General features: G+C 70.6%; 21 protein-coding genes. 10 read left to right on the plus strand and 11 right to left on the minus strand.

Translation table 11 applies throughout. The annotated features are described in order from the left end of the window. Positions 1-44: 44 nt before the first annotated feature. Positions 45-230, minus strand: coding sequence for a hypothetical protein (locus EDF64_RS15695; RefSeq protein ID WP_133520902.1), 186 nt, complete (start codon positions 228-230; stop codon positions 45-47). Positions 231-347: 117 nt separating this feature from the next. Here EDF64_RS15695 and EDF64_RS15700 point away from each other — a divergent pair, with 117 nt between their 5' ends. Then, positions 348-1031: an NUDIX hydrolase gene (locus EDF64_RS15700; RefSeq protein WP_432207035.1), complete on the plus strand. Its 684-nt coding sequence runs from the start codon at positions 348-350 to the stop codon at positions 1029-1031. Between the two features lie 15 nt (positions 1032-1046). On the opposite strand, the gene EDF64_RS15705 is transcribed toward EDF64_RS15700, so the two are convergent. The 3 genes from EDF64_RS15705 to EDF64_RS15715 form a co-directional block, all read right to left on the minus strand. Further along, on the minus strand, positions 1047-1622 hold the full coding sequence (locus tag EDF64_RS15705) for a TetR/AcrR family transcriptional regulator (protein ID WP_133520903.1): 576 nt from the start codon (positions 1620-1622) through the stop codon (positions 1047-1049). A gap of 206 nt (positions 1623-1828) precedes the next feature. Next, a complete protein-coding gene (locus tag EDF64_RS15710) occupies positions 1829-2836 on the minus strand; it encodes a TerC family protein (RefSeq protein WP_133520904.1) in 1008 nt (335 codons plus the stop codon). A 108-nt stretch (positions 2837-2944) separates the two neighbouring features. Next, the gene (locus EDF64_RS15715) at positions 2945-4417 is read right to left on the minus strand and encodes an MFS transporter (protein WP_133520905.1); all 1473 of its coding nucleotides are present in this window, start codon (positions 4415-4417) and stop codon (positions 2945-2947) included. 51 nt (positions 4418-4468) lie between these two features. Between EDF64_RS15715 and EDF64_RS15720 the strand changes: the two genes are divergently transcribed. The 8 genes from EDF64_RS15720 to EDF64_RS15755 all read left to right on the plus strand — a co-directional run bounded on the left by EDF64_RS15720 (position 4469) and on the right by EDF64_RS15755 (position 12429). Then, complete coding sequence (locus tag EDF64_RS15720; protein WP_166645772.1) at positions 4469-6046, plus strand: phospholipase D family protein; 1578 nt, start codon at positions 4469-4471, stop codon at positions 6044-6046. A 121-nt stretch (positions 6047-6167) separates the two neighbouring features. Next, positions 6168-6560, plus strand: a complete 393-nt coding sequence (locus EDF64_RS15725) for a hypothetical protein (RefSeq protein WP_133520906.1) — start codon at positions 6168-6170, stop codon at positions 6558-6560. Positions 6561-6676: 116 nt separating this feature from the next. Next, complete coding sequence (locus EDF64_RS15730; RefSeq protein WP_133520907.1) at positions 6677-7105, plus strand: hypothetical protein; 429 nt, start codon at positions 6677-6679, stop codon at positions 7103-7105. Between the two features lie 127 nt (positions 7106-7232). Beyond that, positions 7233-7466 carry a PLDc N-terminal domain-containing protein gene (locus EDF64_RS15735; RefSeq protein ID WP_133520908.1) on the plus strand — a complete coding sequence of 78 codons (234 nt, stop codon included), beginning with the start codon at positions 7233-7235 and terminating at the stop codon, positions 7464-7466. Between the two features lie 52 nt (positions 7467-7518). Continuing rightward, a complete protein-coding gene (locus EDF64_RS15740) occupies positions 7519-8985 on the plus strand; it encodes an SDR family NAD(P)-dependent oxidoreductase (RefSeq protein ID WP_133520909.1) in 1467 nt (488 codons plus the stop codon). A 180-nt stretch (positions 8986-9165) separates the two neighbouring features. Then, the gene (locus tag EDF64_RS15745) at positions 9166-10683 is read left to right on the plus strand and encodes a DUF6421 family protein (RefSeq protein WP_243736419.1); all 1518 of its coding nucleotides are present in this window, start codon (positions 9166-9168) and stop codon (positions 10681-10683) included. Next, positions 10680-11351, plus strand: coding sequence for an SDR family NAD(P)-dependent oxidoreductase (locus tag EDF64_RS15750; protein WP_243736420.1), 672 nt, complete (start codon positions 10680-10682; stop codon positions 11349-11351). Before EDF64_RS15745 ends, EDF64_RS15750 begins: the two co-directional genes overlap by 4 nt. A 4-nt stretch (positions 11352-11355) precedes the next feature. Continuing rightward, a complete protein-coding gene (locus tag EDF64_RS15755) occupies positions 11356-12429 on the plus strand; it encodes a threonine aldolase family protein (protein WP_133520910.1) in 1074 nt (357 codons plus the stop codon). 104 nt (positions 12430-12533) lie between these two features. On the opposite strand, the gene EDF64_RS15760 is transcribed toward EDF64_RS15755, so the two are convergent. The 7 genes from EDF64_RS15760 to EDF64_RS15790 all read right to left on the minus strand — a co-directional run bounded on the left by EDF64_RS15760 (position 12534) and on the right by EDF64_RS15790 (position 20829). Next, complete coding sequence (locus EDF64_RS15760; protein ID WP_133520911.1) at positions 12534-14633, minus strand: beta-galactosidase; 2100 nt, start codon at positions 14631-14633, stop codon at positions 12534-12536. A 50-nt stretch (positions 14634-14683) separates the two neighbouring features. After that, on the minus strand, positions 14684-15592 hold the full coding sequence (locus EDF64_RS15765; RefSeq protein ID WP_133520912.1) for a carbohydrate ABC transporter permease: 909 nt from the start codon (positions 15590-15592) through the stop codon (positions 14684-14686). Next, the gene (locus tag EDF64_RS15770) at positions 15589-16542 is read right to left on the minus strand and encodes a carbohydrate ABC transporter permease (protein WP_208108926.1); all 954 of its coding nucleotides are present in this window, start codon (positions 16540-16542) and stop codon (positions 15589-15591) included. Before EDF64_RS15770 ends, EDF64_RS15765 begins: the two co-directional genes overlap by 4 nt. 11 nt (positions 16543-16553) lie before the next feature. Continuing rightward, positions 16554-17873, minus strand: coding sequence for an ABC transporter substrate-binding protein (locus EDF64_RS15775; RefSeq protein WP_133520913.1), 1320 nt, complete (start codon positions 17871-17873; stop codon positions 16554-16556). A 177-nt stretch (positions 17874-18050) separates the two neighbouring features. Continuing rightward, the gene (locus EDF64_RS15780; RefSeq protein WP_208108927.1) at positions 18051-19112 is read right to left on the minus strand and encodes a LacI family DNA-binding transcriptional regulator; all 1062 of its coding nucleotides are present in this window, start codon (positions 19110-19112) and stop codon (positions 18051-18053) included. 164 nt (positions 19113-19276) lie between these two features. Next, positions 19277-19762, minus strand: a complete 486-nt coding sequence (locus EDF64_RS15785) for a hypothetical protein (protein ID WP_133520914.1) — start codon at positions 19760-19762, stop codon at positions 19277-19279. A 125-nt stretch (positions 19763-19887) separates the two neighbouring features. Further along, on the minus strand, positions 19888-20829 hold the full coding sequence (locus EDF64_RS15790; protein ID WP_133520915.1) for a LysR family transcriptional regulator: 942 nt from the start codon (positions 20827-20829) through the stop codon (positions 19888-19890). Positions 20830-20948: 119 nt separating this feature from the next. Here EDF64_RS15790 and EDF64_RS15795 point away from each other — a divergent pair, with 119 nt between their 5' ends. Further along, positions 20949-21908, plus strand: coding sequence for a putative oxygenase MesX (locus tag EDF64_RS15795; RefSeq protein ID WP_133520916.1), 960 nt, complete (start codon positions 20949-20951; stop codon positions 21906-21908). Positions 21909-21929 lie beyond the last annotated feature (21 nt).

Consider the following 21929-nt stretch of genomic DNA (forward strand, 5'->3'; position numbering starts at 1 on the left):
CGCGCCCGAACCGCGCCCGACCCGCCCCCGCCCCTCACCCGAACTCAGGCCGTGCCGTCGTCCTCTTCGGGGTTGAAGTGCGAGTCGTCGCCCTGGTGTCCCACTGCGATGCCGTCGGGCTCGTTGGGGATGGTGCCGTCCTCGCCGAGACCGTCCGGCTTCGTCGTGCCCTCGGAGTCGTTCTCCGCCGCAACCCCGTCCGGGGTACCCGTGTCGTCCGTGTCAGTCATGATCTGCTCCACTGCAGTGATCGGTCCGGAGGCCGTACGGCCTCCGGAGTTGCTGGACCTCGGACGCTACGTGGTGCTCCTCGGAGATCGCCCTGCCGCTGCGCCTAGGCTGACCGGGTGGCCACCGCACGTCAGCAGCTGTCCGCCCTGGTCAGTCCCGGCGGCGCTCCCGTGGTCCCCCGGATGCCGGCGGCGGAGTCGTCGCGGCAGGCTGCCGTCCTCATCCTCTTCGGGGTCCTCGACCAGGTGCCGAGCGACCGCGATGCGCAGGACCCGCGCGTCGGACGCGACCTCGACGTCCTCCTGCTCGCCCGTGCCGCCACGCTGCGGGCGCACCCCGGCGAGGTCGCGTTCCCCGGCGGCCGCATCGACCCCGGCGACGCCGACCCAGTCGCCGCCGCCCTCCGCGAAGCCCACGAGGAGACCGGCCTCGACCCGTCCGGCGTCGACGTGCTCGGCACGCTGGACCCGGTGCCGCTCGCGTTCTCGAGACACCTCGTCACACCGGTGCTCGGCTGGTGGCGCGAGTCCTCCCCGGTGCGGGTCGTCGACGAGGCGGAGTCCGCCGCCGTGTTCCGCGCTCCGGTCGCCGACCTGCTCGATCCCGCACACCGCGGTGTGACCGTGATCCGCCGCGACGGCCACGAGTGGCGCGGCCCGGCCTTCACGGTCGACGCCGAGACGGGGACGCACACCGTCTGGGGCTTCACCGCGATGCTGCTCGACGCCGTCTTCGACCGGCTCGGTTGGACCGAAGCGTGGGACGAACGACGCGTGATCCCGCTGCCCGTCCGCCGTTGACGGGCCGGGTGCCGGTCAGCCGCCGATGAGCGCCGTGACCGCGTCCACCACGATCTGCCGACGACGAGCCGGCGTGACTGCGGGGACCGTGGTCTCGAACTCGGGGCTGCGGGTGCTCCAGAACGCCGCCGTGTGCAGGACGAGTCCGAGCAGCACGGGAGCCCGGTAGGACCGCGGCGCGACACCGGCGCGCTGCGCCCGCTCGACCTCGGCGATGACCTCGCCGTTGCTCCGCACGACCGCCTCGAGCGGTGCGCCCTGGGCGCGCTCGAGTCGGTGCCAGGTCGCCAGTCGGGGCACCCACGGACGTTCGACGAAGTGGTCGTGCAGCCGGCCGGCGTACTCCGCCAGGTCGCCCGTGTCGATGGGCACCTCGGCGAACACGTCGGCGACGGTCTGCGCGAAGAGGGCGTCGAACAGCCCCTCCTTGCTGCCGAAGTAGTGGAAGATCTGCGCCTTGTTGCTCGCCGACGCGGCGGCGATGCGCTCGATGCGGGCGCCGCCGATCCCGACCGCGGAGAACTCGTCCCGCGCGGCGAGCAGGAGCTTCGCGCGCATCGCGTCGGCGGCTGGGGGCGTGAACGGGGCCATGGCGTCCACCGTATCGAGCGCCGGGTCGCGGTGGGCGCACTGGTGGCACCCCCGTGCCGAGCGCGCAGTCGCGGTGGGCGCACTGGTGGCACCCCCGTGCCGAGCGCGCAGTCGCGGTGGGCGCACTGGTGGCGTCCGCAGACGGACTGGAGGCGCGGTGCCAGCTGGCACCGCGCCTCCAGTCCGTCGGTGGAGACCCCGGAACGTCAGTCGGACGCGCGGGCGGGGGCTTCGTCGGCCGGGGCCGGGTCCCGCCGCATCGTTCCGAGGCTGGCGACGGTCGACACCGCCATCGCGACGACGATCACGACGAGGGAGACCCAGGTCGGGATCTCCGGCGCCCACGCGATGTGCTCCCCGCCGTTGATGAACGGCAGCTCGTTGCCGTGCAGTGCGTGCAGGACGAGCTTGACGCCGATGAACGCGAGGATGAATGCGATCCCGTACTTCAGGTACACGAGCCGCTCGAGGAGCCCACCGAGCAGGAAGTAGAGCTGCCGCAGGCCCATCAGCGCGAACACGTTCGCGGTGAACACGATGAACGGGCTCTCGGTGATGCCGAAGATCGCCGGGATCGAGTCGAGGGCGAACAGCAGGTCGGTCGTGCCGATCGCGATGAGCACGACGAGCAGGGGCGTGAAGTGCCGGACGCCGTCGTGGTGCGTGCGGAACTTCATGCCGTCGAACGTGTCGGTCAACCGCACCCGGCGACGCAGCGTCCGGACGATGAAGCCGTCCTTCTGCTCCTCGTCGTCGTCCTCACCGCGGAGCTGCTGGATCGCGGTCCACACGAGCCAGGCACCGAAGATGTAGAAGATCCACGAGAAGTTCTCGATCAGCTGCGCGCCGACGAGGATGAAGATCCCGCGCAGCACGAGCGCGATGATGATGCCCAGCATGAGCACCTCTTGCTGGATCTTCTTCGGCACCGAGAAGCGCGCCATGATGATGACGAACACGAACAGGTTGTCGATGCTCAGGCTGTACTCCGTCAGCCAGCCGGCCAGGAACTGCCCGGCCGGCTCGCCACCGGCGAAGAAGAACATCGCGACGGCGAACACGAGCGCGAGCCCGACGTAGACGCCGACCCAGATCCCGGACTCCTTGAGCGTCGGGACGTGCGGGCGCCGCGCGACGATGAGCAGGTCGGCGAGCAGGATCACGACGAGCGCGATGATCGACCCGACTTCGAACACGACGGGGAGCTCGGGCATCCGGAGCCTTCCTTGCAGAGTGAGAGTTCACGCAGCCACGTGGACAGCGGAGTCCAGTGTCCCCGATGATTCGCTCACTCGCGAACCCGCTGGCCGTCCGGCGCGCGCCTACACGGTGGCCTCGGTCCCCCGCACCTTCCCCACCACGACGTCGACGATGCCCGCGAGCAGTGCCGCCGCGACGAACCCGAGCGACACCCCGAGCGCCAGCGGCAGTCCCTGCGAGTAGTCGCCCCGGGAATCCGCGAGCGACGAGTAGAAGACGCTCCCGACGGCGGCGATCCCGATCGCCGAGCCGACCCGGGCGCCGACCTGGATCAGACCGCCCGCGGAGCCGCCCTGCTCGACGGGCACCTCGGACAGCGTGAGCGTTTGGTTCGGCGAGATCGTCAGGCCCGACCCGACGCCCGCCACCAGCAGCGGCACGACGAGCCACCACCCGAGGTCGGGTTCGTAGTGGTTCGCGACGACCCAGATCACACCGCCCAGCCCGAGCAGGACCAGGACCGTCCCGACGACGATGAGCTGCCGTCCGAACCGGTGCACGACCCGCCCGCCGACCGTGGACGCGACCCCGGAACCGATCGCGAAGGCGACCGAGGACAGGCCGGCGAGCAGTGCCGAGTAGTGCAGACCCGACTGCAGCGCGAGCGTCAGGACGAAGAACAGCGGGGTGAAGCCGGCGAAGTAGACCGTGGCCAACCCGACACCGAGCGTGAACGAGCGGCGGCGGAAGAGCCGGAGGTCGATCACGGGCTCCTTCGTCCGCTGGTACCGCCGTTCCCAGAGCACGAACACCACGCCGAGCACGACGGCGACGACCACCAGCCACCACTTCGCGTTGCCCGTCCACTGCTCCGACTGCACGAACGGCAGCAGCAGGGCGACCACGGCGGCGCCGAGCAGCGCGATGCCGACCGGGTCGAAGTCGTGCTTCCGTCCGACTTCGGCCCGCTGCGGCTTCGGCAGGTAGCGGAAGGCCAGGAGGATCGTGACGAGTCCCACGGGCAGGTTCACGAAGAAGACGAACCGCCACCCGTTCTCGGTGCCGAAGGCCGTGATGAGCAGGCCGCCGACGAGGGGGCCGATCGCGGTGGCGATGCCGACCGTCGCCCCGAAGAGCCCGAAGGCCGTGCCGCGTTCCCGGCCGCGGAACAGCTGCTGGATGAGCGCCGTCACCTGCGGGGTGAGCAGGCCACCGGCGAGGCCCTGCACCAGTCGGGCGATCACCAGCACGATGCCGTTCGGGGCGAAGCCGCAGAGCGCGCTCGCCACGGTGAACAGGCCGACCCCGATGACGAACATCCGGCGGCGCCCGGTGGCGTCGCCGAGTCGTCCACCGGGGACGAGCAGCAGGCCGAAGGACAGCGCGTAGCCGGACAGGATCCACTGCACCGCCTCGGGTGAGGCACCGGGCAGCCCCTTCGAGATCGACTGCAGTGCGACGTTGACGATCGAGACGTCGAGCAGCACGATCCCGCCGCCGAGCAGGCAGATGACGAGTGCCTTCCAACGGTTCGGGTCCGGCTGGTCGGAGGGAGCCGCATCGGGCTCGGCGGACGTGCGGTGTTCAGCTGTCATGACGCCTTCACGGTAGGCGCGTTCCCCTGCGTCCGCCCGTAGTCTCCAGGAGTGCCCACCGATCCGGCCCACTGGTTCCTCGCCCGCGACGAGCGCGGCAACACCGCCACCGAGGTGCACTCCGGCGGCGGTGACCGACGCGCGTGGTCGGAGGGCAACCTCGTCCGTCCGCTCGTGCACGGCGCACCGTACTTCGAGCGGTTGCACGCCGAGCTGTCCGTCCTCGGCCCCGGCGACCGCGTGTGGTTCACCGACTGGCGCGGCGACGCCGACGAACGGCTGCTGCCGGACGGCCCCACCATCGGCGACCTGCTCGCCGACCGTGCACGCGCGGGCGTCGAGGTCCGCGGGCTGATCTGGCGTTCCCACGGTGAGCGGGTCTCGGCCTCGCTCAGCGCACGCTCCAACGAGATGCTCGGCCGCGAGATCAACGACGCCGGCGGCGAGGTCCTGCTCGACCAGCGCGTCCGCGTGTTCGGGTCGCACCACCAGAAGTTCTTCGTCATCCAGCACCACGACGACCCCGCCCGCGACGTCGCCTACGTCGGCGGGATCGACCTGTGCCACAGCCGCCGTGACGACGCCGCGCACGGGGGCGACCCGCAGCACGTGTCCATCGACTCCCGGTACGGCGAACGTCCCGCCTGGCACGACGCCTCGATGGAGCTGCGCGGCCCGGTCGTCGCCGACGTCCTCGCCGTCTTCGCCGAACGGTGGGACGACCCGCACCCGCTCGACCGGAGCCTGCCCTACCGGATGCTCCTGCAGTGGCTGACCCGGATGCCCCGCCACCCGGAGCCCCTGCCCGAGCGGACGCCCCCGCCGCCACCCGCCGGCGACCACGCCGTCCAGCTCCTCCGGACGTACGGGGTGAAGCGGCCGCCGTTCCCCTTCGCACCGCAGGGAGAACGGAGCATCGCCCGCGCCTACGCGAAGGCCTTCCGGACGGCGAAGTCGCTCATCTCGATCGAGGACCAGTACCTCTGGTCACGCGAGGTCGCCTCGGGCATCGCCGAGGCCCTCGAGCGCAACCCCGAGCTGCGGGTCATCGTGCTCGTCCCGCGGTACCCGAACTCCGACGGCGTGCTGAGCGGTCCCCCGAGCCGGCTGGGCCAGATCGACGCCCTCCAGACGCTCCACCGGACCGCTCCGGACCGGGTCGGCGTCTTCGACCTCGAGCACGAGTCCGGCCGGCCGATCTACATCCACGCCAAGGTGTGCATCGTCGACGACGAGTGGTTCACGATCGGGTCGGACAACTTCAACCGGCGCTCGTGGACCTCGGACAGCGAGCTCACCTGCGCCGTGGTCGACTCGGGTGCGGGCGACGGATCGCTCGCGCGGGACCTGCGGCGGGAGCTGTGGGCGGAGCACCTCGCGACCACGCCGGACGACCCGCGGCTGGACGGCTCCGGCGCCGAGCTCCTCGCGCTGTGGCGGTCGCACGCTCGGGCGCTCGACCACTGGCACGAGGACGGCGAGCCCGGGCCACGGCCGCCCGGTCGCGTCCGGCAGCACCACCCGGAGCCCGTGTCGGCGCTGCAGCGGTTGTGGGCGGCGCCGGCGGCGAAGCTCGCGGTCGATCCCGACGGGCGGCCCCGCCGGTTGCGGGGCTCGGCCCGGTTCTGACTGGAGGCGCGGTGCCGCGGGGCTGTTCCCATCGCCTGTGCGATACGTAGCGGAGCCTGCGCCGTCGATGCCACCGTGGTCGGTGATCCGTTGAACGCCGACGCACAGGAGCACTCGCGACATGTCCCGCCTCGAACGAACACCGTACGCACCGCGGACCCGCGGCGGCTCGCTCATCAGCTGCGTCGCATTCGCGGCGACGGCCGCGTCGGTGTCGCTTCCCCGGATCACGGACGCTCTGACACCGGTGATGGGCTTCGGCTATGTCCTCGCGGTGCTCACCACCGTGTCCGCCGCGCGGGCGGTCCGTCCCGGCACGGGATGGTTCCGTGCTGCCCTGCCACTCGGTGTGTCCACCGCCGCGTACCTCGGCTCGGCCGTGATCGCCCTCGCCACCGTGGTGGTCAGCTGGTCGGTCGAGACGCCTGCATCCGGATGGGTCGCCGCAGCCGTGATCGTCGCCGGAGGCTGCGTCATCGCGGCCGCGCCGCCTTCCCGGGCGGGCTCCCGCTGATCGGGTCGCGCAAGCGCGGCTCGGCCCGCTGACTGCCTGGAGGCGCGGTGCAAGCTGGCGCCGCGCCTCCAGGCAGTCGTCGACGGGCGTCAACCGCCGTCGCCTACGGTGGACGTGTGGGGGCACGCGAGGACTGGTGGGACGATCCAGGCGACGACCTGGACCTCGGCCGACGGCGAACCGCGCCGGACCGGCCGCGTCCATCGCCCGGTCTGGCCGACTTCGTCGCCTCGGTCCTGCTCCTGGGAGGGGCGGTCCTGGCCAGTCCCGCCGCCTGGTTCGCCGTCGTGATCGGGCAGCTGGCGTTCACGGCGTGCGCGGACTCGTCGGCGCAGTGTGACGTCGACGGCGGCGAGGCCGTACGGAACTGGCACCTCGTCGGCACCCTCGTGGTGCTGGTGGGCGGGATCGGCGGGACGGTCGCTCGGCGCTCCCGAGGGCGGACGGGGTGGCCGGTCGCACTGGCGACGCTGCTCGGCGTGGTCGTCGTGTTCGTCGTCGCCGTGGTCGCGATCCAGGTGCTGACCGGCGGCCGCGCGGACTGAACGGACCCGACGGCGATGTCGGCGTCGGAGCCGGGTCAGAACCGATGTCATCCGCGCGGTGGACGATGCACGACGCACTCGGCCCTACCGTGGGGACGGCGCTTCGGCGCGACGAGGGGAGAACGACATGCTCGGCAATCTGGGCGGCGCACACGTGCTGGTGCTCTTGGTGTTCCTGGCGCTCGAGGTACTGGCGCTGGTGCAGGTCTGGCGCGACCGACGCCGCAGCGACCTCGTCAAGGTCATCTGGACGGTCGTCATCATCGCGCTCCCCGGGATCGGGCTGCTGGGGTGGGCGGTGAACTGGCTGCTCGGACGCGCCGCCGACCGCCTGAACCGCTCGGGTGGCCCCGCCGCCTAGTGCGAACACCCGGTCGCAGCACATCCGGAGCGGCGATCTCGTAGGATTCCGTGTGATCTCCGAGCACCCCGAGCCCAGCGGCATCCTCCCCGAGGACCTCGACGCAACCCTCCGGGTCCTCGAGCAGATGCAGTCGATCGACGAGTCGCACCCGGACTTCGTCCGCGTCCGGCAGGCCACGGCGAAGATGTTCAAGGCCGTGAAGCGGGCCCACCGACTCGAGAAGCGAGCGGTCATCGCCGCCGCCGACCGCCAGGTCATCGCCGCCACCGCCACCGGGGCAGCCGACCGGATCGACGACGAGACCCGCGGTGTCCCGATCAGCAGTTCGAGTGCGACGTCCACCGCCGGCACCCTGCTGAAGGCGCGGCCGTGCTACATGTGCAAGCAGCAGTACACGGTGGTCGATGCCTTCTACCACCAGCTGTGCCCCTCGTGCGCTGCGCTGAGCCACGCGAAGCGCGATGCCCGCACCGACCTGACGGGCAAGCGGGCCCTGCTCACAGGCGGGCGCGCGAAGATCGGCATGTACATCGCGCTCCGACTGCTGCGGGACGGCGCGCACACCACCATCACCACGCGCTTCCCGCGCGACGCGGTGCGGCGGTTCGCGAGCCTGCCCGACTCCGCGGAGTGGATGTCCCGCCTCAAGGTGGTGGGCATCGACCTGCGCGACCCGGCTCAGGTCATCGGCCTGGCGGACGACGTCGTCGCGTCCGGTCCGCTCGACATCCTGATCAACAACGCCACGCAGACCGTTCGCCGGTCACCGGGGGCGTACCAGCCCCTCGTCGACGCCGAGCTCGCACCGCTGCCGGACGGACCGCTGCCGGAGCTGGTGACCTTCGGCCACACGAACGACCGGCACCCGCTGGCGCTCGCACGATCCGTCACGGCGCACCCCATCCTGGCGGCCGCGGCTGCCCGGGCGGACGAACTCACCGAGCAGGCGATGGCCCCGGGCTCGAGTTCGCTCGAACGCCTCGCGACGGGGACCGCGATCGATGCCGGCGGGCTCGTCCCCGATCTGCACGACGTGAACTCGTGGACGCAGCGCGTGGACGAGGTCGATCCCCTGGAGATGCTCGAGGTCCAGCTGGCCAACACGACCGCGCCGTTCGTCCTGATCTCCCGGCTCCGCCCCGCGATGGCCGCGAGCGGAGCCCGACGCACCTACGTGGTGAACGTCAGCGCAATGGAAGGAGTGTTCGGCCGCGCCTACAAGGGCCCTGGCCACCCGCACACGAACATGGCGAAGGCCGCGGTGAACATGCTCACCCGCACCAGCGCGCAGGAGATGTTCGACACCGACCGGATCATGATGACGAGCGTCGACACCGGCTGGATCACCGACGAACGGCCGCACCCGACGAAGGTGCGACTCGCCGAGGAGGGCTTCCACGCCCCGCTCGACCTCGTCGACGGCGCCGCCCGCGTGTACGACCCGATCGTGCGGGGCGAAGCGGGCGAGGACCTGTTCGGCGTCTTCCTGAAGGACTACGCGCCCGGCACCTGGTGACCACGCGACCCACCGTCCGGCGAAACCGTGCGCGGAGGGTCCGAGATCGGGCGCGACGCCCCGGAACGCGCACGATTCCGCCGGAGATGGGCAACATTCCGGCCGCCGCTTTTCCCTAGGCTCGACGCAAGCACGATCCCGCCGCACCGCCGCGGCCGACCCGATGACGGGAGGTTCGACATGTCGCAGTTCGTCCAGGGGTTCACACAGGACGCCATCGTCGGAGAACCCGAGGTCGTCGAGGACCGCCTGCCCGTCCGCACGGTCGCCACCCACCCGGCGTGGCTGCGACTGAAGGCCGCCGTCGTGTCGTTCCGTGCGCTGCAGACGGCCGACGGCTCGGTACCCGACCCGTCCGATCACGGGGCGGCTTCCGAGGACCTGGCCACGATCCTCCAGGCCGTCGCCGAACTGGCACCGTTCTTCCCGCACGATGCGGCGTACCTGGCTGCCCTGCAGCGCGACTTCGCGCGGTGGGGAGCAGACGGGTTCGGCGTCCCCGACTTCCTCGACTCCCTGAACGCGTTCCAGCCCCAGCAGCATCGGGTCGACGGACTCGGCCACCTCGTCGTGTTCCCCATGTACACGCAGAACGGCAGTTCCTCGCGCCTCGTCGAGGCCCTGCTGGTCGAGGTGATCTGGCCGGAGTTCATCGCGGAGCTCGAGGCGGGCGACTACGGCAACGCGCTCTTCGTCGCGCTGCGGTTCGTCGACTTCACTCCCGGCTACGACACGAACTCGGCGGTGCTGTTCCCCGAGACGGTCGCGATGCGGGAGATCCCGACCTTCACGTGGGGCGCGATCTTCCAGGACCGCGAGGCCGCCCGCTACCGCAGGGTCGTCCGCGCCGCCGCGGAGATCACCAAGTTGGAACTGCCGGCCGACGCGGCCGCGATGCTCGACGACCAGCAGCTCACCGAGCGGGTCTTCGTGATGTGGGACATCATCCACGACCGCTCGCACATGCGCGGCGACCTGCCGTTCGACCCTTTCATGATCAAGCAGCGGATGCCGTTCTTCCTCTACTCGCTCGAGGAACTGCGGTGCGACCTGACCGCCTTCCGCGAATCGGTCCGGCTCGACCGTTCGCTCCGGGGACGCCCCGACGACGAGCTGTCCGACGCGGAGCGCGCGATCCGCGACCATGCACGCCTGGTGCAGTACGCGGTCGTCTTCGACCGCATCTTCCGGTTCGCGATCACCGGCACCCGGGTCCGGAACTACGACGGGCTCGGCGGGCAGCTGCTGTTCGCGTGGATGCACCAGCACCACGTCCTGCACTGGACGGACACGCAGCTCACCATCGACTGGGACGAGGTCCCCGACGTCATCATCGCCCTGAGCGACGAGATCAACGAGCTGTACCGGCGGTCGATCGACCGGCCGAAGGCAGCGCACTGGCTCGCCGCGTACGAGATGCTGACCCGCACGCTCACGCCGCACCCCGCCTCGGCCTGGGCGCGTGGGCTCCCCGACGAGACGCTCGCCGGGTTGCCGAAGGGCTACACGGACGCGGTGCTCGACGACGAGTTCCCGCTGTCGATGTTCTACGAGGCGCTCAACAAGAAGATGGCGGCGGTCATCGCGTCGACGGCCGGGATCACGGGGGCGTCGTCTGCCGCGTCCGCTTCTGCCGCTCCTGGTTCCGCCGTTTCTGCTTCCGCGGCTTCTGCTGTCGTCGCGGGGTCGGCCGCGTGAGCGGCGGTTCGCTGGCCGGCCGCCTGGTGCTGATCGCGGGAGCGACCAGCGCGAGCGGCGCGGCGGTCGCGCGGGCACTCACCGCCGCCGGTGCGGCCGTCGTCGCGGTCGGCACCAGACCCGACGCCCTGGAGGCACTCCGCGCCTCCGTCCCGGGTGTCACCACCCACACGTGCGACCTCTCGGACCTCGGTGCGGTCACCGCACTGGCCTCCGCCGTCCACGACTCCTCCGGACGCATCGACGGTCTGGTCCACCTCGTCGGGGGCTGGCGCGGTGGCGGTGGCCTGGCCGGCCAGTCGGACGAGGACTGGGACTTCTTCGACCGGGCGTTCCGCACCCTGCGGAACACGACCCGCGTGTTCTACGACGACCTCGTGGCGTCCTCGGCCGGGCGTCTCGCGTTCGTCTCCTCCACCGCGGTCGACTCCCCCACCGCCGGCGCCGCGAACTACGCCGCCGCCAAGGCCGCGTCCGACGCCTGGGTCCGTGCCGTCGCGCAGGGCTTCCGGAAGGACGCGCCGGGTTCAGCCGCAGCCACCCTGTTCGTCGTGAACGCGTTGTCCGGGCTCGAGGACCGACTGGGCCACGAGGTCGTCGACCTCTGGTCCGCCCCGACCGCCGACGTGAACGGCGCCCGTCTCCCGCTTGCCCCCTCCCTAGGATGAATCAGTGACCCTTCGACTCCACGACCTGGACCTGCGGGGCTTCGCCTCCGACAACTACGCCGGCATCCACCCCGAGATCCTCGACGCGATCGCCGCGGCCAACGCCGGTCACCAGATCGCGTACGGCGAGGACGTCTACACGGCTCGGCTGCAGGAGGTCGTCACCTCGCACTTCGGGCCGCAGGCCCAGGCGTTCCCGGTGTTCAACGGCACCGGCGCGAACGTCGTCGGGCTGCAGTCGATGCTCCCGCGGTGGGGTGCCGTCGTGTGCACGTCGACCGCGCACATCCACACCGACGAAGCCGGAGCGCCCGAGCGCGTCGGCGGCATCAAGCTCCTCACCGTCGACGCCCCCGACGGCAAGCTCACCCCCGACCTGATCGATCGCGAGGCCTGGGGCTGGGGCGACGAGCACCGCGCGCAGCCGCTCGTGGTGTCGATCACCCAGACCACCGAACTCGGCACCGCGTACACGGTGGACGAGGTCCGGGCGATCGCCGACCACATCCACCCGCTCGGCATGAAGCTGCACATGGACGGTGCACGCATCTCCAACGCCGCGGCCACCCTCGGGGTCCCGCTGCGCTCGTTCACGACCGACGCCGGCGTCGACGTGCTGAGCTTCGGCGGGACGAAGAACGGCATGCTCTACGGCGAAGCGATCGTCGTGCTCGACCCCTCGGCGTCCGAGGGGCTGCACTACCTCCGCAAGATGAACATGCAGCTCTCGTCGAAGATGCGGTTCGTGTCGGCGCAGCTCATCGCCCTGCTCACCGACGACCTCTACCTCCGCTCCGCTTCGCACGCCAACGCCATGGCGCAGCGCCTCCGCGGTGCGCTCGAGGCGGGCATCGCCGACGGCACCATCCGCGGTGTCGGCTTCAGCCAGGAGACCCAGGCGAACGGGGTGTTCGCGACGCTGCCCGCCGGTGTGGCCGAGCGGCTGCGCAAGCACTTCCGGTTCTACGACTGGGATGCGAGCCGGAACGAGGTGCGGTGGATGTGCTCCTTCGACACGACGGAGCAGGACATCGACGACTTCGTGGGGGCGTTGCGGGCGGAGCTCGACGCCGCCTGATCGAGGCGTCGGCAGGACCTCGATCTGAGCAGTGAGGACGCGAGCCGCGGTGCTCGTCCACCGCGACTCACGGCCTCAGCGCTCATAGCCCGTCGCCGACGACGTCAGCGCACGGCCACCACCCGCACGTCCCACGCCCCGAGCGACAGCTCGGACCCGGCGGCGAGCGTCGTGCCGTCGAGGACGTCCTCCGCCGCGACCGGCAGCTGGAAGGTGCTCGACGCCCACGACCAGTTGTGCACGACGTACACGGTCTCCCCACGTCCGTTGACCGCGCTCTGCACCGACTGGGTGTCGACCTGCGGACGCCAGCCCGGCGCTCCGCTCGCCCGCGAAGCCGCCCAGTCGACGACCGCTGCGGCGAGCGCCGGGTCCGGCACCGTGCCGACGTAGGTCACCCGCCCCGCTCCGTGCGCGTGGGTGGTGACCGCGGCGAAGCGACCGTGGTGCGGGTGGTCGTACCCGACGAGCACGTCGGCGTCGTCGACGAGCAGACCGTCGGCCCACCGGGTGGCCGTCGCCCCGGCCGGCACGGTGAACCCGTGGTCCGCGGCGGCGGGTCCGGCCGACACGGGGACGCGGCGGGCGAGGTTGCTGAACTCGTCGTAGTGCACGCCGGCGGCGACGTCGAGGAACGCCGGCTTCCGCTCGAGTCGGGCGCGCGCTTCCTCGTCCTCGTAGCCGGTGCGGATGCCGACGACCAGGTGGCCGCCGGCTTCGGCGTAGGCGGCGAGCCACTGCAGCTGGGCGTCGGTTGCGATGGTGAACGCCGCGGCGACGAGCACCGGCCGTTCGGCGGCGACGGACGCCGGGTCGCGGTCGAACACCTGCGAGGGGTGCACGGTGTTCGCCTGCAGTCCGGCGTCGAACACGCCGCGGGCGAAGGCGTCGTAGACGGTCTGCCACGATCGCCGGTCGGGCTCCATGCCGTCCCCGAGTGCCGGGTGCTCGTTGAGTGCCCACTTGGACTCGTTCGAGAACAGCAGGGCGACGTCGGCGTGCGGGCGGAGTCCGGCGACCCGGTCCCCCGCGTGGGCGAACTCGGCGCCGATGCGGGCGATCTCCTCGTAGGTGCGGCCGGGCTGCTGCGAGTGCGGCAGCACCCCGCCCCAGTACGTCTCGACGCCGTAGTGCAGCGTGTGCCAGTGCCAGTACTCGATCATCGAGGCCCCACGGGACACGAGCGCCCAGGCCGCCTGGCGCCACTGCCCCTCGTAGGCGGGTTCGTTCATCCACGAGAACCCGATCGCCTGCGCGTTCGTCTCGGTGACCAGGAACGGCGCCTGCTTCGAGCCGTACATGCGGTCACCCGAGGCGACGATCGACCAGGCGCCGGACGAGGTCCAGAACTGGGCGGGTTCCTCGGCGCTGGGCAGCTCGAGGGCGTCCTGCATCCGGTAGTACGGGTTGCCGGCGGTGACGTCGAGCGCCCGGGTGAGCACCTCGTCCTCGACGGTCGGCCGCTCGTAGGCGATGCAGGTCGTGACGAACTGGTCGTCGCGCGAGTACTCCCGCACGACCGATGCCTGCCACGCGATGAAGTCCGTCGTGATCGAGGCCTGGAACCGCCGCCACGCCAGGTCGTACTGCGGCTGCGCGTTGCCGTCCGGGGTCCACAGGTCCGCCCACGTGGACAGGCGGTGCGACCAGTAGGTGAGGCCCCACTCCTCGTTGAGCCGTTCGACGCTGCCGTAGGTGTGTCGCAGGTGGTCGACGAACCGCTGGAACACCTCGGGATTCGCGATGAGCTCGTTGCCCGGCTCGTTGTCGACCTGGTAGCCGATCACGGCGGGGTGGTCGGCGTAGCGGGCGACGATCTTCCGGATGACCCGCTCGGCGTGGAAGAGGAACGCCGGGTGGGCGTAGTCGATCTCCTGCCGAGCACCCCACCCCATCGCCTCACCGTCGGTCCGGCGTCGGACGTTGATCTCGGGCACGATGCGCGCGAGCCACATCGGGACGGCGTAGGTCGGGGTGCCGAGCACCACCCGGATGCCGTGCTCGTGGGCGGCGTCGAGCACCGGCGCGAGCCACTCGAGGTCGAAGCGGCCGTTCTCCGGCTCCCAGGTGCTCCAGACGGATTCGCCGACGCGGATGACCGAGAACCCGGCCTGCTGCATGAGGCGCATGTCCTCGTCGAGCCGAGGAGTCGGCTGGTACTCGTGGTAGTAGGCGGCGCCGAAGAGGACGCGGTCGTGCTGCATGGTGCGGGGTGCTCCGTTCGAGAAGGTGCGGTGGGAAGGAGGGGTACCGGTCATCCCTTGACCGCCCCTGCGGTCAGGCCGTCGAGCAGTTGCTTGCGGAGCAGCAGGAAGACGAGGATCGTCGGCACGCTGGCCAGCACCGCGCCGGCGAGCACGAGGTCGTACGACCGGTTCTCCGAGGCGAAGATGGCGTTGAGGCCGAGGGGCAGCGTGTACTGGCTCGAGTCGGACAGCAGGACCAACGGCCACTGGAACGAGTTGTAGCTCTGCAGGAAGCTCCACACGGCGAGGGCGCCGAGTGACGGCCGGAGCAGCGGGAGCACGACGCGGCGGAACGTGCCGAACTCCGAGTTGCCGTCGATGCGGGCCGCCTCGATGAGTTCGTCGGGGATCGCCTGCACGATGAACTGCTGCATCATGAAGATCCCGAACGCCGGTGCCACCCACGGCACGACGAGCGAGAACCACGGGTTCGTGAGTCCCGACTTCACCACCAGGATGAAGAGCGGCACGAGGATCACCGCGAACGGCACCGACAGCGACGAGAACATCACCGCGAACAGGACCCGCTTGCCCCGGAACCGGAACTTCGCGAACCCGTACCCGGCCATCGCGCAGACGAACACCGACACGACCGTCGCGATCAGGGCGGTGCCGACGCTGATGCCGAACCAGGCCCAGAACGGCTGCGTGGCGAGGAGGTTCGTGTAGTTCTCCCCGGTCGCCGGGTTCGGGATGAGCGACGGCGGCGTCGCGAAGATGTCACCGCGGCGCTTGAACGACCCGGACAGTGCCCACAGCAGCGGGAACACGAAGACGAGCAGCAGGACCACGAGCGTGGCGTAGAGCAGGCCACGGCGGGCGATCCACCCGCCGGTGCGGGGCGGACCCGAGCGTGGTCTCCGGCCGGGAGCGGTCGTGACGGCCCGGGTGTCCAGGCGGTCGGTGGTGGCGGTCATGCGTCCCTCCCGATGGCGAGTGCGCGGTTGAGGATCTGACTGACCCCGAACACGATGACGAACAGCACGACACCGGCGGCTGCCGCGTACCCGAACTGCTGCCGTTCGAAGGCGGCGCGGTAGATGAACATGGCGACGGACAGCGTGGCTTCGCCCGGGCCGCCCTTGGTGAGCAGGTAGGGCTCGTCGAACAGCTGCGCGGCGCTGATGAAGCTCGTGACGACGACGAACGCTGTGACGGGGCGGATCGCCGGGAGCGTCACGTTGGTGAACTTCCGGAAGGTCCCGGCGCCGTCGAGTGACGCCGCCTCGTACTGCTCGGGCGACACGTTCTGCAGCGCCGCCAGGAAGAAGATCGTCAGGTACCCGACCGTGCGCCAGAGGAGCACGAAGCCGATGGCGACCTTCGCGAGCGTCGGGTCACCGAGCCAGTCGGTGTTCGGCAGCCCGAACAGCGCCTTGAGTGTGGCGTTGAGCAGGCCGTAGTTCGTGTCGAACACGAGGCTGTAGATGAGCGCGATGACGATCGGCGACAGCACCATCGGGATGAAGAACGTCACCCGGAAGAGGTCCCGGGCGCGGAGCCCCTTGGCGTTGAGCGCCTGCGCGACGAGCAGCGAGCACGGCACGATGACGAACACGGCGATGAGCGTGTAGATCAGCGAGTTGACCAGGGCCGTGCCGAAGCTGGTGTCCCGGAACAGGTTCGCGTAGTTCGACAGGCCCACCCAGTTCGGCGTGCCGAGGCCGACCCACTCGGTGAGCGACAGGTACACGGCGGCGAGCACCGGCACGATCATGAACAGGCCGTACAGCACGTAGAACGGCGCGATGAAGAGGTACGGCGCGCTGCCCCCGTTCGTGTTCAGGCGGCGGCGACGGCGATCGGGTGGATCGGTGGTGGTCGTGGTGGCGGACACCGGGATGCCGGTGGCGGTTGATGTGGACAACGTCGTCCTCCTCAGGCGCGGGTCTGGCCGCGGAAGTCGGCCGCAGCGGCGTCGAGCGCCTGCTTCGGGGAGATCTGGCCCTTGTAGGCCTTGATGAGGTAGCCGCTCAGGACGGTCTGCAGGATCGAGGCGTCGGCGCTCTGGTGCTGCGAGGGCACGTCGTCGACGACGGACTTGTAGACGCCGAACAGCTGCTGCCCGCCGAAGTACGGGTCGCTCAGCGCCGCGAGCCGCGGGTCGTCGTAGACCGAGCGCAGGGTCGGCAGGTACCCGAGGTCCTGGTACCGCTTCACCTGCTGGTCCGGGTCGAGGTACGCGGCGAGCACGAGGTCGATCCCGGCCTTCGTGAGCGGCTTGTCGCGGAGCACCGAGAACCCCGTCCCGCCACCGACGCTCGTCGTGCTGCCACCGCCGGCGAACCGGGGCAGGTTCCGCACCCGCCACTTGCCCTTCTGCTCGGGCACGTTCGGCTTGATGCCGTAGCTGGCGTACCAGGACGGCATGTCGACGGCCAGGATTGTGCCGCCCTTCAGCCCGGACTGCAGGCTCGGCCCGTACATGTCGGCGACCGTCGCGATCGCACCGGACTGCACCCCGTCGACGAGGAACCGCAGGGTGCGCTCGGCCTCGGGCGTCTGGATGGCGATGCCGCCGTCCTCGTCGTACAGGTCGCCGCCGCGCTGGAGCAGCAGGATCTGGTAGCTCTGCAGTGTCCCACCCGGGTCGGTGACCGCCACGGCGTGCAGCGAGACACCCTTGCTCTTGTTGAGCTTCGCACCGACGTCCATGTACTCCTCCCACGTCGTCAGGTCGTCCGGGATCCCGAGGGCCTCGAACTGGTCGGCGCGGTGGTAGTAGACGCACAACGGGGTGTCGGAGTCGAGCGCGTACAGGTGCCCGTCCTTCGAGAACGGCGTGAGCCGCGCACCGATCAGGTCGTCCTTGCGGGACGCCACCGACGGCGACAGGTCGCTCAGCAGCTCGGCCGCGATGTCACCGCGGAGCATCCGGCAGAACGCCCCGATCTCGAGTCCGGCGACGTCCGGCGTCCCGGTGCCGGCGACCGCCTGCGCGATGAGCTTCGTCGGGATGTCCGCCGCGGCGATCGTGGTGATGTCGAGTGCGAAGTCGAAGTCGGACTTCCGGTCCGCCACCGGCAGCGCCTCGGTGAAGAACTTCTCGTAGCCGGGGTCGTGCGTCCAGAAGGACAGGTCGGCGCGTCCGGAGCGGACGGCTGCGGTCGACTGCGGGGCGCAGCCCGCCAGCAGGCTGCCGAGGGCGATGCTGCCGCCCGCGGCGGCGCCCCATCGGAGCAGGTCGCGGCGGCTCATCCCACGGCCCGGTCCACGGCCTGGAGGCGCGGATCCTGCAGGTGCGGGGCGGTGCCTTGGTACTGGGGTCACGGTGGTCTCCTGACGTCGTCGTCGAGGTGATTGCGGAGGTGGCGGCGAGCGCTCGTGAGCGCTCACTCACGGGACGGACGCACACCGCGCCTCCCGTCCGGGGGTTCAGTCGGCGGGGCGGAGGTGACGCCGCTCGGGCGACGGCGGCGCGCTGGTGGCACGCGTGATCAGCTGGCCGGGCAGCATGCGGTGACGCTCGGCCGGCGGGTGGCCGTCGAGCGTGCGGAACAGGCGGTGCATCGCGAGGCGGGTGGCCTCGTCGAAGTCCTGACGGATGGTCGTGAGCGGCGTCGACAGGTAGGCGGAGATGGGCATGTCGTCGAAGCCGACGATGCTGACGTCACCCGGGACGGTCAGGCCGTGCTGCTGGATGGCGGCCATCGCGCCGATCGCCATCTGGTCGTTCGCCACGAAGACCGCCGTCAGGTCCGGGCGTCCGAGCAGGAAACGCATGGCCTCGAAGCCGCTCTGCGGCGACCAGTCCCCCTCGACCGGCGCATGCTCGGCGACGCCGGCGTCCCGCAGGGCGGCGCGCCAGCCCTGCTCGCGACGCTGGCTCGAGGTCCAGTTCGCCGGACCCGCGATGTGCCACACGGTCTCGTGGCCGAGGGCGAGCAGGTGGTCGGTGGCCGCGAAGGCGGCGCCGCTCTCGTCGAGGCCCACCGCCAGGGTGTTCTCCCGGTCGGCGACGTCGGGCGGGCCGAGCGTCAGGACGGTCACCCCCGTCGGCAGGCGGAGCTGGTCCATCTGGTTCTCGACCGGCTCGGAGAAGACGATCGCCTCGACGTCCTGCCCGACGAGCGAGTCGACCGCGGGCTGGAGCTCGGCGGCCGTCGCGGCCACGGTCCGGACGATGGCGAGACTGTAGCCGTTGGCGCGGCAGGCCTGCTCGACGCCGGTGAGCATCGAGGTCGGGCCGTACAGGTCCGTGCCGATGGTGATCAGGCCGATGCGACGGGAGCGCTGCGACTTGAGGGAGCGTGCGGCGGCGTTCGGGCGGAAGCCGAGTTCGTCGATGGCCTTGAGGACTCGGTCGCGGACGGCCTCGGTGACGTGCGGCTCGTCGTTGACCACGCGGGAGACGGTCTTCTGGGAGACCCCGGCGAGGGTGGCGACGTCGGTCATCGAGGCGGGGCGGAGGCGGCGCACGGGGGCGGTGTCGCTCATCGTCCAGCTCCTTCGCTGCGGCCTCGGGTCCGGTCGTCGACCGGGCGTGGGAGCAAGACAACCACGGCATTGTCTACGTAGTCAAGGCCTGGTGCGATGCGGGATCGGCCGTCGATGGGGCGACGACCGACCCCGCCGGCGCAGCGCGGCGCCGCCCTGGCGAGTCAGTGGGCGTCGCCGAGCCCGCCGCTGACGAACGTGGAGTCGACCGTGTCGTCGGTCAGCAGGCAGTCGTAGATGGCGTACGGGTCGTCGTGGCCGTCCTGGAACGTGAACGGGTAGATGAGCAGGTACCCGCCGTTGCTGGCAGACCCGGAGGGGTGGTCGGTGAGCCGCAGCGTGATGCGGGCGTCCGCGGCGCCCTTGCTGCACTCGTCGTAGACGTGCTGGGCGAGCGCGGACACGGTCGGTGCGGGGTCACCCGTCGGAGCGGGGTCACTGGCCGGTGCGGCGGGCTCGGGGTCCGGCACCGCTGACTTCGTGGGCGACGGTTGCGAGCTGCTGACGGCCGGAGGGGTGGAGGTCGCGTCCGTGGCGGACACGGCTCGCGGCGTGGAGGTCGCAGGACCGGCCGGCGCTGCGGCGGCGCATCCGGTCAGGGCGGCGAGGAGCGCGCAGGCGGCTGCGGCGGTGAGAGCGGTGCGGTGCATGAGCGGTGGGCCCTTCGGTCGGTGGTTCCTGCTTGGAGATGTCCCGAAGTGGCGGTGACCTGACACGACGGACGCAAGTCGCGCCTCCAGGTCGGTCACCAGCCGAACCGTCGACCGCCGCCTGCCTACCCGAGCGGCTCCACGCCGTAGCTGCTGACCACCGCCCGCAGCTCGTCCAGGTACGTCTGCGCCTGCACGGTGAGGGGCACCGAGGCGTGGGCGATCCACCCGATCTCGATGCGTTCGTCGACGTCGAGCGGGATGGCGACGATCTCGGGGTCGAGGTCGTCGCTGATGAGACCGGTCGAGATCGTGTAGCCGCCGAGGCCGATCATGAGGTTGAAGATCGTCGCCCGGTCCGACACCCGGATCTCCCGCTTGCTCGACATCGTCGACAGGATCTCCTCGGCCAGGTAGAAGGAGTTGTTCGCGCCCTGGTCGAAGGTGAGCCGAGGCAGGTCGGCGAGGTCGTCGAGCGTGGCGCGCTCCCGTGACGCGATCGGGTTCCGCCGGGCCACGAAGATGTGCGGCTGCGCGACGAACAGCGGCGTGAACACGACTCCCGCGTCCCGCAGCAGCTTCCCGAGGACCTGCTTGTTGAAGTCGTTGCGGTAGAGGATGCCCACCTCGCTCCGCAGCGTGCGGACGTCCTCGATGATGTCCCAGGTGCGTGTCTCACGCAGTGAGAACTCGTACTCGTCCGCCGCCGCTCCCTCGACCATGCGGACGAAGGCCTCCACCGCGAACGAGTAGTGCTGGGCCGACACCCCGAGCAGACGACGCGACGGCTGCCCGCCGACGTACCGCTGCTCGAGCAGGGAGACCTGCTCGACGACCTGTCGGGCGTACCCGAGGAACTCGACACCGTCGACGGTGAGCACCACGCCCCTGGCGGATCGGACGAACAGCGCGCGCCCGATCCGCGTCTCGAGGTCCTTCATCGCCGCGGACAGGGTCGGCTGCGCGACGTAGAGCAGATCGGCCGCTGCGCTGATCGAGCCCTCGGTCGCGACCTCGATGAAGTACCGGAGCTGCTGCAGGGTGATGTCGTTCGAGACGCGGGCCATAGGCGGAGGCTATACCAGCGCATAGCGTTTGGGGATTACCCGATGGCCTTCGAATCCCGGCATCATCGAGGAACCCCTTCCCCAGCACCTCCGGGTGCTCGACGAACAGATTGCCGACCATGGCGAACGACCTCACCTTCAGCATCACCAGGACCCGCTTCGACGAGGACTACTCGCCCGCGGACAGCTCCCGGCTGACCACGAACTTCGCCAACCTGGCGCGCGGCGAGCACCGGCAGCAGAACCTCCGTGCTGCGCTGGCGATGATCGACGGGCGCGCGAACGACCTCTTGGCTGCCGGTGACCGCTACCGCCTGCAGCTCGACATCGTCTCGGCCGCACTGGCGTTCGCCGACGGTGGCTCGGACGCCGAGTTCCCGCTGCTCGAGATGCTCGACGTCACGATCGTCGACCAGCACACCGGCGAGCACCACCACGGCATCCTCGGCAACAACTTCTCGTCGTACCTGCGCGACTACGACTTCTCGGTCCTGCTGCCGTCATCGCCGGGCGTGCCGTCTGACTTCGGGGCGCTGCACGGGGCCCTCTTCCAGCGCTTCCTGGAGTCGTCCGCGTTCCACTCGAACTTCAGTGGCGAGCCCGTCGTCTGCATCAGCGTCTCGACGAGCCAGACCTACCGCCGGACCGGGTACGTCCATCCCGTCCTCGGCACCGAGTACGAGCACGAGCACTCCTCGCTCACCGACGACTACTTCGGCCGGATGGGCATGCGGGTCCGGTACTTCCAGCCCGCCGGAGCGTCGGCCCCGCTCGCGTTCTACACGCGCGGTGACCTGACCGGGGACTACACGGACCTCCAGCTCATCGGCACGATCGCCACCATGGAGACGTTCCAGAAGATCTACCGCCCGGAGATCTACGCCGCGAACACCCCGGCCGGGAGCACCTACCACCCCACCCTCGACCACACCGACTTCACGCCCACCCCGGTCACCTACGACCGTGAGGAGCGCAGCCGCCTCGGGATCACCCAGGGTCGGTGGACCGAGGAGCACCTCGTGACGCCGCACCACGCGCTCCTCTCGCGTTTCGCTGCCGGCGCCGCCGTTTCCCTCTGACCTCGTTCCCCCCTGACAGGA

The sequence above is a fragment of the Curtobacterium flaccumfaciens genome (assembly GCF_004361695.1).
Taxonomy (GTDB): Bacteria; Actinomycetota; Actinomycetes; order Actinomycetales; family Microbacteriaceae; genus Curtobacterium; species Curtobacterium flaccumfaciens_B.

Coding starts and splice junctions, on each gene's coding strand:
- EDF64_RS15695 (WP_133520902.1), bottom strand. CDS start 230: ATGACTGACACGGACGACACGGGTACCCCGGACGGGGTTGCGGCGGAG.
- EDF64_RS15705 (WP_133520903.1), bottom strand. CDS start 1,622: ATGGCCCCGTTCACGCCCCCAGCCGCCGACGCGATGCGCGCGAAGCTC.
- EDF64_RS15710 (WP_133520904.1), bottom strand. CDS start 2,836: ATGCCCGAGCTCCCCGTCGTGTTCGAAGTCGGGTCGATCATCGCGCTC.
- EDF64_RS15715 (WP_133520905.1), bottom strand. CDS start 4,417: ATGACAGCTGAACACCGCACGTCCGCCGAGCCCGATGCGGCTCCCTCC.
- EDF64_RS15725 (WP_133520906.1), top strand. CDS start 6,168: ATGTCCCGCCTCGAACGAACACCGTACGCACCGCGGACCCGCGGCGGC.
- EDF64_RS15735 (WP_133520908.1), top strand. CDS start 7,233: ATGCTCGGCAATCTGGGCGGCGCACACGTGCTGGTGCTCTTGGTGTTC.
- EDF64_RS15745 (WP_243736419.1), top strand. CDS start 9,166: ATGTCGCAGTTCGTCCAGGGGTTCACACAGGACGCCATCGTCGGAGAA.
- EDF64_RS15760 (WP_133520911.1), bottom strand. CDS start 14,633: ATGCAGCACGACCGCGTCCTCTTCGGCGCCGCCTACTACCACGAGTAC.
- EDF64_RS15765 (WP_133520912.1), bottom strand. CDS start 15,592: ATGACCGCCACCACCGACCGCCTGGACACCCGGGCCGTCACGACCGCT.
- EDF64_RS15775 (WP_133520913.1), bottom strand. CDS start 17,873: ATGAGCCGCCGCGACCTGCTCCGATGGGGCGCCGCCGCGGGCGGCAGC.
- EDF64_RS15780 (WP_208108927.1), bottom strand. CDS start 19,112: ATGAGCGACACCGCCCCCGTGCGCCGCCTCCGCCCCGCCTCGATGACC.
- EDF64_RS15785 (WP_133520914.1), bottom strand. CDS start 19,762: ATGCACCGCACCGCTCTCACCGCCGCAGCCGCCTGCGCGCTCCTCGCC.
- EDF64_RS15790 (WP_133520915.1), bottom strand. CDS start 20,829: ATGGCCCGCGTCTCGAACGACATCACCCTGCAGCAGCTCCGGTACTTC.
- EDF64_RS15795 (WP_133520916.1), top strand. CDS start 20,949: ATGGCGAACGACCTCACCTTCAGCATCACCAGGACCCGCTTCGACGAG.